We start from the raw sequence: 11,743 nt of genomic DNA on the forward strand, positions 1-11,743 counted from the left end.
ATTGATTATTTATCGCTTTATTAAAAACTGGTTTATTAAAAGTGGTTTTATTGGGCATAATGAACACAAGCCAGTCAGTTAATCATTAGCAGGCAATAAATACGCCACCAAACTGGCAAAATCATCAAACGCTTGTGTTGGATTAAAATCACGAATATCTTGCCCATAGTTATAACCATAGGACAGCCCCAGCGTATCTATGCCTGCATTTTGTCCCGCTAAAATATCGTTTTTTGAATCGCCAATCATTACTGCTTTATTAGGATTGACCCTAAGCTGTCCACATACATAGTGTAGCGGAGCAGGGTCAGGTTTTTTCTCAGCCAAGCTATCGCCCCCTAACACCTCAGCAAACAAATCCTGCCAACCAAAACTTTGCAACAACTTAGGCACAAAGCGTATCGGCTTATTGGTTACCAAAGCTAATATATACCCTGCTTGTTGCAATTGTTTTAAACCTTTATCTACCCCTGCATACGCCACGGTTTTTGTGCCACTGGTTTGCTCATATGCCTCAAAAAATACTTCTTGAGCATCACTAATCTGTTGCTGAGTCGGCGGTACTTGACTACTGGCAGTTAACGCCCGTTCTACCAGTTTACGTGAGCCATTACCCACCCAGTTTCTCACCTCACTTTCAGGATAGGTCGGTTTGCCTAATTGGCTGAGCATCATATTTGTCGCCTCTGCCAAATCTGGTACGCTATCAATCAACGTCCCGTCAAAATCAAAAATCAATAGTGACTTTTCACCCATCGGCGTTGTTATAGGGGAGATATGATGGCTTAACTTAGCAGAAGGGGTAATATTCGTACTCATAAAACTCTCTTTTTTAGTTAATTTAAAATTGGTGTACGATTGCGTACTATCATGTTATTACTAATAATAGTAACAAAAATCGCTGACCCCAATGTGTGAAGTTTTTTTAAGGAATACTTATGCCTTATCCTATCCCCAGATTTATAAATACAGACAATATACACCAACGGTGGATAGCACGACTTATAGCAACGCTAAGTGGTTGTCTGTTATTGACTATCACTAATATCAGCCATGCGGGATTATTAGAACGTTTAATCCCACAAGGTGAAACTCATACGGTCACTGCGGTAGACCGTGACGTGGCATTTATTATTGATGGTTATATTTATGATGCCCGCCAATTTTGTTATATGGTGGTTGGTGACAAAGTGGTGTTTTTGGACGGTCGGCATGGCATTGATTACCGAGCCACTGTTTATAATCTTGACGGGCATGAGCAGTGTGATTTGTTGTTACGGAAGCGGGTGGAAGAGTAATTTTGTTATGGTATTAAAAACTTGAACAAACGGCTACCAAAATAGATATAAAAAACCCAACCCTATATAAATCAACAATTTACAGGCATAAAAAAACCCCAAACGGGGGGACTTGTTTTCATTATCAGACGTTATCAGATGTTATCACAAAGCTATGAATAGCAAGGGATTGATGATAATATGGGTTATCTAGTGTTATCACAAAATGGCTACCATTAGCGGTATAAATGGCTACCAAAACGGCTACCAAAATCCAAGGCATAACATCATGGCAAAAGTCAGCAAAGGGATTACTACCGTAACCCAAATTGATAGAGTGATAAAACAGACTATTAAGGCAGGCAAGCAAGCCATTTACCCCTTAGCAGGTTACAAGGGGCTTGAGCTACGCATACGCCCTAAAGGTGATAAAGATGCTACCGCAGATTTTCGCCATCGTTATACTCACCCTTACACTGGTAAACGTCCTTATATGACATTGGGGCTATACCCCGCCTTTACTCTTGAGCAAGCACGCCAAGCCCATACCAATAATATGAGACTATTAGCCCAAAATATTGACCCCATTACCCATAGAGATAAGCAACACACCGAGCAAGCTACAGCCATTACTCATACCTTTAAGGCAGTTGCTAAAGACTGGTTAGCTGAACAGACCAGTAACCCTGAGCATACCCCTAGCCAAAAGACCATAGATAACTGGCAGGGTTTCCTTGAGCCATTGAACAATGCCTTTGGTAATTATCCTATTAGTGAAGTGACAACCCAACAAGTGCTAGCTGTGTGCCGTGAGATTCAAAAAACCCATGTGCATAAAGGCAATAGGGTTAAGGGGCTTGCCAGCCGAATATTTGCCCATGCTGTGGCGAATGGCTTAGTAGAGGTTAACCCAGTATTACAGCTCACTGGTGCAAAAGTATTAAAGCCTACTAAAACCAACCATCACCCAGCATTAACCACGCCAGCTGAGTTTGCCGAGCTATTAAAAGAGATTGACCAGCTAAATCAGCCCAATAGCTATAACAAAGAGGTATTGCAGTTATTGGCATTAACCTTTGCCCGTATTGGTGATGTGTGTTCTATGCGGTGGTGTGATATTGACTGGCAGGCTAAGCAGTGGGTATTTGAGCCAATGAAAGGGCAGGGACGTGAAGATATGGTGGACTGCCTAGTCATACCCCTAGCACCGCAGACCATTGATATATTACAGCATATGCAAGCTATAACAGGTGGGCATGACTATGTGTTCTACAATGCTAGACGCAAAAAGGCTCACTATCTAGACCCTACCCGCATTAATGCCACCTTAAACAACCCTGATATGAATAAAGCAGGTATCGGTAAAGATTATTGCGGACAAGGCTATAAAGATGTACACAGCCCGCATGGCTTTCGTGCCAGTGCCAAAACCTTATTGATGGAACGACTAGGCTATAACCACCTATTGACTGAGCTACAAAGTGGACGACAAGTTCCTGATCAATACGGAAACACCTATAACCGTATGGAGGCAATCGCAAAGCGTACCGAGATGATGAGCAAATGGGCAAACTACTTAGATGACCTGAAGGCTGGCAAGATTGATAACGTCATTCATACCAGCTTTAAGCAGGCAGAAAAAAAGCAGGGTTAAGCCTCTGCTATAACGACCATGCAAGGCTAGGATTAATTACCCGAACGGCAGTATTTATCACACCTTTAGACTGCCACCGCCTTGCACCTATATTTGACTAAGGGTGTGTAAAGGTGTGAATTGTGAGTAAAGAATTTCTAAATATTGATGAGTTCATAGCTGAGCTAGAAAGTAAAAACTATCACTGGAATGACCCTAAAACTACTAATTTATTATTGGAGCTATTTGATAGTAAAAGGCTAACTCCTGTAATTTTCTACAATGGTAACTTTGATGTGATTTATGAAAATCCTGGTTTTATGTATGATGAGGTAAGGATTGCAAAAATAGACCACTGTTGTAATTTAAAAGGTTATTTCTATTTTTCTAGCGAAGACATAGTGGATTTTTACTTATATGCGATTGAAACTGAGGATAATATTGATAACCTTTGGCTTACTGACTACATGCAGGTAGAAATATATCGCACTTATGGAACAAAGCCCCCTGTTATTAATAAATATATGAGAGAATACGAAGGTATCTATAATTACCTATTAAGATTTCCAGAAAATAATACTTGGGAAATTTCTTTTAATGAACTTCTATTCCCTACTCATCAAGTAACCGAAATATTTAAATCCCAAAAACCTAGTGATGAACAATTAACTATAGATAACCTAATGGAATCATTAGAAATAGCAAAAACTACTATAGCACAACAACAAGCACAAATAGCTGACCTTAAACAACTAGAACAAGCCCAGTCAAGCCAGCCTAATAAACTTGATATTATTTTTGATGATACTTTTGAACATCATGCCCCAGACCTTAAACACGCTATTAACCTATGGCTAGACCTATATGCTAATGGTGAAATAAAAGAAGATTCACATACCAACAAAGCCAATCAATGGATTAAGAAAAATACAAATTATGATGATAATGCCATTAGTTCAACTAACCGCATTAGAGAAATAAGCACACCATTAAAAGATTTTGGTGCAAAACGCAGTAAAGAAAATGATAAATAGATTTATCTGTAAGTTATTGATTTATTTATACCTTAGGTAACTAACCTAAGGTATTTTTTTACCTTACCTTACTTACCTGACCTAGCACTCAACCCCCTACCATTGCTAACACCTGATAACCCATCAATACAGGAGTTAGTAATATGTTACACCTATCAGACAACCCCACCGAATTACACCCGCAAGGTCAGACACGCATTAAGCCTACTGCTGATATTTTAGGCATTCACCATCAAACACTGAGGCGGTGGTGGAAAGCTGGCAAGTTCCCCAAGCCAACCAATATTAACGGCATTTTACTGTTTAGAAATGCAGATATTCTGGAGTGGTTAGAGCGTCACCAGCCTGCCAGTAATCAAGCAGAGGGGGCATAGTATGACTACTACACGGCAACCCCTTACCCCCAAACAAACACAAACAGCAATCATTAAAGCCCATCTATTAAGCGGTCAATCTATATCAACATGGCAAGCATACCAGCTATATCAAATCACCTGCTTAGCCCAACGCATACATGACCTACGCAATGCAGGCATGCCTATTGATAGCGAGATAGTTATTAAAGACGGTAAACGCTTTAGTCTTTACTGGTTAGCTCATAGCAATGCACAAGCAATGCAAGGCGTATGCACAAGCAATGCTCAAGGTGTGCTTGAAGAATGCCCCAACAATGAATTACAGGGGGCTTAATCATGTTAACGATATTAGATAACACTATTCGCATGTTGGACGGCTTATATTCATTAAATGACTTGCACAAGGCGAGTGGTGGACGTAATAAACACCGACCGACTGAATTTTTTAGAAGTGAAACAGGCGTAGCCCTAACTGATGAGCTAGAAAGAGAATTTAAGCTAAGTAAAATTCCCACACCTTATAAAAAAGTGGTTATAGGTAAAGGTAAACCACAAGGTACTTATGTTTGCCTTGACCTCGTTTATGCCTATGCTATGTGGATTAATCCCGCCTTTTATCTGCAAGTCATACGCACCTTTCATCATATCGTCACTGGCAATAGCTACACCCAGCAAGTAAATGCCCTTTGCCATGAGATTACACTACTAGAAGAAAAGCTAAGTATTGCTGGCAGGGTGCTATGTGTGGGTGGTAAACAAATCAAACCGCAGATGATAAAGGCAAGGGATAATCTATTACGACAAATGCAACCATGCCTAACTTTTGGGGCAGAATTTGAGCCTACAGGGGGTTGTCATGACTAATCAATACAATCACTCCAACCAATCTTTAAAACCGCAATACGGGGTAAATAGACAGCAAAACAACAGTAATAAATTTCAGTGTAACGGGAACTATTCCCCACTTTGTGAGCCTTCCTCAACTGTGAGGAAGGGTGGCGTAAATAATACGATACCCCATGACAGCAAAAGCCATGATATAGGCGTGTGTTTGCCCTATGAGTACATCGAACAATTACTACTCACTATAACCGCCAATGCTAAGGCACTTAATACCGCATCACAGTTATTTTATAACCGTGCTGAGCTGGCAGACTTCAAACCAATGGGGCGTAAAGAAATTAACACCCTAGCCAATCAGATAAACGATATATCTATGCAGATATTAGACATTGCTGATAGCTTAAGCGAGGTAGTTAACGATGAATAGCCAATATGAAAACATTGCCACTGCCTTGCTATTGGTGTTTGTGATAGCAGTACCATCATGCCAGCCCAATCATGCAAGAGGTAACGAACAGGGTAACGCTGTTATAACGGACGTTGAACAGGATATTAACGACCGTTCAATGAGCCTTCACCCACTGGGTGAGATACACCATCAAATTGAGGACGTTAAACACATAGACCCCTCCCGTCTTTTGGGGAAGGGTTATCCAGCTTTAAATAGTAATATTTTGCGATTTGTTGCGATTGAAAACGCCATATTTAATCGTAAACGTGAAAACCACTTGCCAACTGCCAAAGATAATCGGTATGATGGAGTTCTCTTAAAAATCAGTAGCGGACAAGCCAGCCGTTACCCTTTGGCTTTTTTTGTGTTTGATATTTGCCTAGCCTCTCAAGCAAAGCAAACCATTAGCACAAACTCACACCCCCAAGTCATAGGGGTAAACCGTCATATCATGCCAACAATGGCAACTAGCTATGACGGGGTGACATCGCAAAATAAAAGAGCCTTATGGCGAATATGCGGGGCGGTTTCTGTTAGAGCCGAGAGTGAACCCCGTCACCCTATACCATTAACCACCTATGATGGGGTGGCACAGCCAAATAAAACACCTGTAAAGGGAATAGGCTGGCAGGTGTCTAGTGAGCCTGAGAGCAAGCCCCATCACCCTATATCAATCAATTCTAATCAAAACTACTTGCCAACCAAGCCAATATCTAGGCATAATGACCCTACTACATTACAAGCGGTTAAGCCAAGCCGTCATTCATTGGCTATTTTTGTGCCTAGCATTTGTGGTTACTACCCACAAAACACCACAGGCACAAATACGCCCAAACTATGGGCAAGTCATATCTTGAGCAAGCAGAAGTTTGCAACCAGCTATGACGGGTTGATAGAGCCTAATAAAAGACCTTCGGGGAATAAGCTCAGCCGTCTTGTAACGGTAGTTGAGACCCGTCACCCTCTATGTGGTGACGACTTACTAACTAAATTACAAGGAGGGCAATATCATGCCTAATTCAAACCGTAATACCTCAACAAATACCCCATCAATCCCCAATCAAACCATCTTTAAAGCGGGTGATAAAGTCTTATGCCCAATACTAGGCAATGAGCTTTATACCCTGTTAACACTACCTATTGATGACCGTTTATATATTGAGCATAACGGCTCATATCGTAGCTTTAACCCTGACGGTAAACACTACTCAGATGACAGACTGCCTGAGCTATTCCACAACACGCCAGCCAATCGCCAAGCCATTGCCACCTTGTTTGGTCAACAGGTTAGCAGTGATGGCATGGTCAAAATGACCACTCCCCAACCTACTAGAAAAGTCATTGATTTAACAGATAGTGACGACAAAGAAGTAATTATCATTAGTGCGTGTGAGTTTTCTGATACCGCTTGTGATGTATTAGGGGCTGGCGAGGTCATGCACGACATTGGACAGTTTCTATGGTTAATCTATAACGATAAGTTAAGCATTAGTCAGATTAAAGCAATGGCCAGACTTGTTCATGATACTACTGATAGATGGCATAGCATTATGAATGGCTTGCTTAACAAACTTAATAAGCCCCTCGAGCGAACAGAGTTTGGCAAGGTGGAGGGTTAATACATGACACGCCACTTTCCACCACCAAAACAAAGCAGACGACAAGCCAAACGCAAAAGCTACTATAAAAAGCGTCAACAGACACGCCAGCCAAAAGGTAAGGCAAGGGGGATTAGATGACCGCCATATTAGATAAATCATGTACACAACAAAAAGCCCCCACTAGCAATAGTGGAGGCTTAGTAAATATCTTAGCAGACTTTGCACCAGCGACACGGCAAGCACTGGCAGATGATAGCGTCTTAACTAATCTGTATGACCTACAGCATGAGCTAGACAAGCCATTACAGCTAGATAAAACACTGCTATATCTTGATAGAGATATTAGCATAACCAGTGGTGAATTGGCAGGCGAGATAGCCCAAAATACTGCCAATACTATTGGCTTAGTGTTAGTAAATAATCAAGATCAGCCTGTCAGTATTGCTAGCTATGCCCCTAATAGTCATAACAAGCCATTTATTACTGATACAGCTCCACCGTGTGCGTTTGTTATCGGTGATATGAGCCAAGATAGTGACTGGTGGGCTGTAGATAACTTAGCAGATGCTATTAAGCTATACACTCATCTAACGGTATCTCAAGGGCTTAATATCAGCGTTTTAGTGAGCATAAATGCCTATCAGTTTAATGATATGGTCAGGCACTTTAGTGAGGTGCAGACTGTCACCATTGCCACCACCATTGTTGATAAAGACAAAGTATGCCAGCCATTGGCTGGCGTGAATGCCAAAGCCATTGTAACGGTGTTTGACTTGTTACTATCCTTTGACAATGGGCAAAGCCTTGATGAGATATTAAGTGACCCTGATACCATCACTCATGACTTAATGCTGGACATATGGGGCGAACCTGAGCCACTGGCCAACGACCCCAGCAAGCCAACACCCTACCCCATTGACGCATGGCAAGGGTTACTTAAACAGACCATAGAGCGTATTGCCTACCACACTCAAACACCATTGGCTATGGCTGGTCAGTGTGTACTAGGTGCTATTGCTCATATTGGGCAACGCTTTATTAACGCCCCCTTTGGTCATAAGAGTATGCCTGCCAGTCTAATACTGATTACTGAGGGTGAGAGTGGTAGCGGTAAGTCACAAGCTATGGGGCTATCTCACTTTAAAATCAAAGAACATGAACGCCAGCAATATGAGAGTTATTTATTATTACTGGACGAGTGGGAAAGCCAAAAAACTACCCTTAAAGGTAGTGAGCTTAAAGACTTTCTAGCCAATGAACCCAAGCCACAAAACCCTATTACCTTGTTTGATGACGCTACTATCGAACCGATACTAGATAAGTTTATCAATGGTGATATGAATAACGGCTCATGGTCAACTGATGAGGCAGGGCAATTCTTTAATGGTCACACCATGAAAGGTGATACTGCAGGTAATGCCCTATCTGCATTAACCAAGCTATGGAGTGATGGGCAAGTTAGTCGTGTACGCTCACAAAAGAATGCTTTTGCCAATGCCCGTACTCATGCTTATGACGTGCGTATGACTCTTATGTTAATGGGACAAAGGGTGATATTAGAACAAGCCCTTACTGATGAGATGATGAACCAGCAAGGCTTTTTAGCAAGGGCTTTGATTGCTTGTCCTGAGAGTTTGCAAGGTAAGCGTGTATGGAATGATGACCATCGCAGGCAGATAGACCCATACAGTGACCCTGTATTGATTGCTTATTGGCAACGCTGTCATATCTTACTTGACCCACTGCCCAGCAATGTACCTGAAACACCGCAAGGACAGCCTAACCGCCTGACTGTTAGATGGGCAGATAGACAGGCAGAGCAGGCATTTTATGAGCGTATGCAAGCCATAGAGAACCGCCAAGCTAAAGGGCAGGTATTGGAATATCTCAAAGCCTATGCCAGCCGTATGGCAGAGAATGCCAGCCGTATTGCCTCATTGATGGCTTTCTTTGATGACCGCAAGGTGATTACTGCAGATGATATTAACCGAGCCTTTGAGCTAGTGGAATACTCAACATCTGAACGGTTACGCTATCTTGATGCAACCCCTACTGGTGAGCAAAACGATAGTGAGAAGTTAAGTTGCTGGCTGGTGGATAAAGCTAAAAGTAAAAATCCCCCTATGCTTAATCGTAGTTATATCTATAACGGTTCACCCAAGCCCATGCGTAAAAATAATAAGCTACTACAAAATGAACTTGATATGTTAGAGAGTGCAGGACATATCAAACAGGAAACAGAGGGTAAAAAGAAAGTAATTTATATTAATCCTAAACTATTAATGTAATAGCTACTATATGCCCTTAGAAAAATGTGCCTAAACTGCCTAAATCACCCCTATGCCTTATGGTGTGGGGGTTTTGCTTATGAATACCCCTTGCCTACGTCGTGCCTAAATGCCTAAATACCGTCCTAAACAGGTTCTATTTAGGCACAATATAGGCATTTTAGGACGGCTTAGGATAGCCAGTTGCATAGCTAAAACCCTTATATATCAAGGCTTACAGACCATTTAGGCAATTTAGGCAGGTTTTTAGGTAAGTACATATATTAGATATAAATATATTTTTAGATTTTATTAATGTTCAGTGGCTGGTTGGTGGATAAAATATAACTTGTAGGAATGTAGTAAAAACACTACAATATAAACTATGATAACAGGTGGTTAAATGATTCAAATAAATACAACTGATATTTTCATTAACTGGTTAAAAAAGCTTAAAGACCCCATCGGTAAGGCAGGCATTGCTATACGCATTAAACGGGCAGAAAGTGGCAATTTTGGCGACCATAAGATACTACCTAATACAGGAGGTATCTATGAAATGCGAATATTTAAGGGTAATGGCTACCGTGTGTATTATGCACAGCAAGGTGAAAACATTTACTTACTTTTGATTGGTGGCAGTAAAGACAGTCAAACCCGAGATGTACAAAAAGCCATTGATATATGGCAACAGGTACAACAGGACTTAGAACAGGATAATGACGATGATTGCTGAAAAAATAGAAATAACCCCTTTTGATGTTGCTGAGTGTCTTAATGATGATGAAACCATTCAAGCCTACCTCAATGAGGTACTGGCAGAAGGTACAGCTAGCGAGTTTGTACAGGCGTTAAATGATGTTGCCAGAGCTAAGGGCATGAATGATATTGCCCAAAAATCAGGCATAGGACGCACCACACTTTATAAGTCACTATCTTCTGATAAACCCCGCTTTGAAACGCTATTCAAAGTATTAGATAGCATGGGCTTACAGTTTCAAATAGCCAATAAGGCTTAGTATTTTAAATAAGCACACCTTTACCAACATGGTAACGGTTAACCAATAAGCAACCATATAAGGGTTAGATTTCAAATCTAGCCCTTTTTTATAATGTAAAAAACCCAGCCATATTGAAAGATGTTTAGTTTTGTTAAGGTTGTGAGGAGTTACTAGGGTGTGAATAAACTAACACCCTAAGTATTTACTATTGTGGTGATAACTGGCAGGCAACCCAATGACGTTCAAAACGCTGATGGGTGATAATTTTTAGAGTCCATAAAAAAGGGTTGCATTTGAAATGCGACCCTTTCTGTCAATAGCTAAACTTTTAATTTCGCGGTCGTAAAAATGTACTTAGGGGGGCGGTCACGCCAGCTTATTACCCTGAACTTTTTATCTACCCCTACCATCATAAATAACCAACTCAATCAGTGGCATTTATTCCTACCTAGTCAAAAAGGGTCATTTTTTTGAACAAATGGCTACCAAAACGGCTACCAAAATAGACATAAAAAAGCCCAACCCTATATAAATCAAGGATTTACAGGCATAAAAAAACCCCAAACGGGGGAGTTTGGGGAAAAGGAGAGGTTAGCAAATACTGCAAAACCTTTATTAGGATTATCCATATAATCATATAATAAGGATAACTAAAATATCAGATTAAACAAATGGTGGCTCGAGGCAGGATCGAACTGCCGACACAAGGATTTTCAATCCTTTGCTCTACCGACTGAGCTATCGAGCCGTATTTGTTTGAGGTCGCTATTAAACTAAATATACGCCCATCTGTCAAGCACTTTTTAAAAAATTATTGCCACTACTTCACCGATAACAGCTCATATTCTGCCATAATCTGATGAATATCCTCATCAGCAGGCACAAACTGACGTACGCCTTTTTTTACCTCACAATCATATACTTGCTTGATAAACTTACCCTCAATACCACGATTATGATTTTGTGGATGCACCGCTAAATATTGCAAGCGTTTACTATCCGTTTGCCCATCATCAAAACAGCCCATCACCGCAATGGGCTTATCATTAAACATACCCACATATAGCAGTCCGCCTCGTTTAAATTCCGATGTAAATAAGGCAATGGCATCTTCACCCTTATCAAACTCAGGGTGTTGCTCTAGCAAATCAGCCACTCGCAACGCCAGCTCATTTTCGCGGGCAGGCTCACGAATAATTGGGGCATTAAAATCATTTATTGCAACAGCTTCTAACGGCATAATAGCGTTCCTAGTTAGTCAATTTGTAAATTAGATTAAT

14 protein-coding genes and 1 tRNA gene are annotated in these 11,743 nt (G+C 41.0%); 12 read left to right on the forward strand and 3 right to left on the reverse strand.

The features are described 5' to 3' along the window. Positions 1–78: 78 nt before the first annotated feature. Positions 79–756 carry a phosphoglycolate phosphatase gene (locus tag FHK88_RS00665; RefSeq protein WP_227429184.1) on the reverse strand — a complete coding sequence of 226 codons (678 nt, stop codon included), beginning with the start codon at positions 754–756 and terminating at the stop codon, positions 79–81. A gap of 182 nt (positions 757–938) precedes the next feature. Here FHK88_RS00665 and FHK88_RS00670 point away from each other — a divergent pair, with 182 nt between their 5' ends. The 12 genes from FHK88_RS00670 (at position 939) to FHK88_RS00725 (ending at position 10,481) form a co-directional block, all read left to right on the forward strand. Next, entirely contained in the window at positions 939–1,298 is a 360-nt protein-coding gene (locus FHK88_RS00670; protein ID WP_227428855.1) for a hypothetical protein, read from the forward strand. A gap of 268 nt (positions 1,299–1,566) precedes the next feature. After that, complete coding sequence (locus FHK88_RS00675) at positions 1,567–2,931, forward strand: tyrosine-type recombinase/integrase (protein ID WP_227428856.1); 1,365 nt, start codon at positions 1,567–1,569, stop codon at positions 2,929–2,931. A 122-nt stretch (positions 2,932–3,053) separates the two neighbouring features. After that, on the forward strand, positions 3,054–3,944 hold the full coding sequence (locus FHK88_RS00680; protein WP_227428857.1) for a hypothetical protein: 891 nt from the start codon (positions 3,054–3,056) through the stop codon (positions 3,942–3,944). A gap of 143 nt (positions 3,945–4,087) precedes the next feature. Beyond that, positions 4,088–4,318 (forward strand): helix-turn-helix transcriptional regulator, encoded by a 231-nt coding sequence (locus FHK88_RS00685; protein ID WP_227428858.1) that lies wholly within the window; start codon positions 4,088–4,090, stop codon positions 4,316–4,318. A 1-nt stretch (position 4,319) separates the two neighbouring features. After that, on the forward strand, positions 4,320–4,634 hold the full coding sequence (locus tag FHK88_RS00690; RefSeq protein WP_227428859.1) for a helix-turn-helix domain-containing protein: 315 nt from the start codon (positions 4,320–4,322) through the stop codon (positions 4,632–4,634). A 2-nt stretch (positions 4,635–4,636) separates the two neighbouring features. Continuing rightward, on the forward strand, positions 4,637–5,164 hold the full coding sequence (locus tag FHK88_RS00695) for a KilA-N domain-containing protein (RefSeq protein ID WP_227428860.1): 528 nt from the start codon (positions 4,637–4,639) through the stop codon (positions 5,162–5,164). Continuing rightward, a complete protein-coding gene (locus FHK88_RS00700) occupies positions 5,157–5,570 on the forward strand; it encodes a hypothetical protein (RefSeq protein ID WP_227428861.1) in 414 nt (137 codons plus the stop codon). The genes FHK88_RS00695 and FHK88_RS00700 overlap by 8 nt, the downstream gene beginning before the upstream one ends. Continuing rightward, on the forward strand, positions 5,563–6,612 hold the full coding sequence (locus FHK88_RS00705) for a hypothetical protein (protein ID WP_227428862.1): 1,050 nt from the start codon (positions 5,563–5,565) through the stop codon (positions 6,610–6,612). Before FHK88_RS00700 ends, FHK88_RS00705 begins: the two co-directional genes overlap by 8 nt. Further along, on the forward strand, positions 6,605–7,213 hold the full coding sequence (locus tag FHK88_RS00710) for a hypothetical protein (RefSeq protein WP_227428863.1): 609 nt from the start codon (positions 6,605–6,607) through the stop codon (positions 7,211–7,213). The genes FHK88_RS00705 and FHK88_RS00710 overlap by 8 nt, the downstream gene beginning before the upstream one ends. Positions 7,214–7,329: 116 nt before the next feature. Beyond that, positions 7,330–9,483 (forward strand): DUF3987 domain-containing protein, encoded by a 2,154-nt coding sequence (locus tag FHK88_RS00715; RefSeq protein WP_227428864.1) that lies wholly within the window; start codon positions 7,330–7,332, stop codon positions 9,481–9,483. Positions 9,484–9,865: 382 nt separating this feature from the next. Next, positions 9,866–10,198, forward strand: a complete 333-nt coding sequence (locus tag FHK88_RS00720; protein WP_227428865.1) for a type II toxin-antitoxin system RelE/ParE family toxin — start codon at positions 9,866–9,868, stop codon at positions 10,196–10,198. Continuing rightward, entirely contained in the window at positions 10,188–10,481 is a 294-nt protein-coding gene (locus FHK88_RS00725) for an addiction module antidote protein (protein ID WP_227428866.1), read from the forward strand. Before FHK88_RS00720 ends, FHK88_RS00725 begins: the two co-directional genes overlap by 11 nt. Before the next feature lie 654 nt (positions 10,482–11,135). Here FHK88_RS00725 and FHK88_RS00730 read toward each other — a convergent pair. Continuing rightward, positions 11,136–11,211, reverse strand: a tRNA-Phe gene (locus FHK88_RS00730). 72 nt (positions 11,212–11,283) lie between these two features. After that, positions 11,284–11,703 (reverse strand): hypothetical protein, encoded by a 420-nt coding sequence (locus FHK88_RS00735; RefSeq protein WP_227428867.1) that lies wholly within the window; start codon positions 11,701–11,703, stop codon positions 11,284–11,286. Between the last annotated feature and the right edge of the window lie 40 nt (positions 11,704–11,743).

This window comes from Psychrobacter sp. I-STPA6b (assembly GCF_020662265.1).
GTDB lineage: Bacteria > Pseudomonadota > Gammaproteobacteria > Pseudomonadales > Moraxellaceae > Psychrobacter.

What these genes read in the sequence shown, in the direction of transcription:
- FHK88_RS00665 (WP_227429184.1), bottom strand. Translation starts at nt 756, where the DNA reads ATGGGTGAAAAGTCACTATTGATTTTTGATTTTGACGGGACGTTGATT.
- FHK88_RS00670 (WP_227428855.1), top strand. Translation starts at nt 939, where the DNA reads ATGCCTTATCCTATCCCCAGATTTATAAATACAGACAATATACACCAA.
- FHK88_RS00675 (WP_227428856.1), top strand. Translation starts at nt 1,567, where the DNA reads ATGGCAAAAGTCAGCAAAGGGATTACTACCGTAACCCAAATTGATAGA.
- FHK88_RS00685 (WP_227428858.1), top strand. Translation starts at nt 4,088, where the DNA reads ATGTTACACCTATCAGACAACCCCACCGAATTACACCCGCAAGGTCAG.
- FHK88_RS00690 (WP_227428859.1), top strand. Translation starts at nt 4,320, where the DNA reads ATGACTACTACACGGCAACCCCTTACCCCCAAACAAACACAAACAGCA.
- FHK88_RS00695 (WP_227428860.1), top strand. Translation starts at nt 4,637, where the DNA reads ATGTTAACGATATTAGATAACACTATTCGCATGTTGGACGGCTTATAT.
- FHK88_RS00700 (WP_227428861.1), top strand. Translation starts at nt 5,157, where the DNA reads ATGACTAATCAATACAATCACTCCAACCAATCTTTAAAACCGCAATAC.
- FHK88_RS00705 (WP_227428862.1), top strand. Translation starts at nt 5,563, where the DNA reads ATGAATAGCCAATATGAAAACATTGCCACTGCCTTGCTATTGGTGTTT.
- FHK88_RS00710 (WP_227428863.1), top strand. Translation starts at nt 6,605, where the DNA reads ATGCCTAATTCAAACCGTAATACCTCAACAAATACCCCATCAATCCCC.
- FHK88_RS00715 (WP_227428864.1), top strand. Translation starts at nt 7,330, where the DNA reads ATGACCGCCATATTAGATAAATCATGTACACAACAAAAAGCCCCCACT.
- FHK88_RS00720 (WP_227428865.1), top strand. Translation starts at nt 9,866, where the DNA reads ATGATTCAAATAAATACAACTGATATTTTCATTAACTGGTTAAAAAAG.
- FHK88_RS00725 (WP_227428866.1), top strand. Translation starts at nt 10,188, where the DNA reads ATGATTGCTGAAAAAATAGAAATAACCCCTTTTGATGTTGCTGAGTGT.
- FHK88_RS00735 (WP_227428867.1), bottom strand. Translation starts at nt 11,703, where the DNA reads ATGCCGTTAGAAGCTGTTGCAATAAATGATTTTAATGCCCCAATTATT.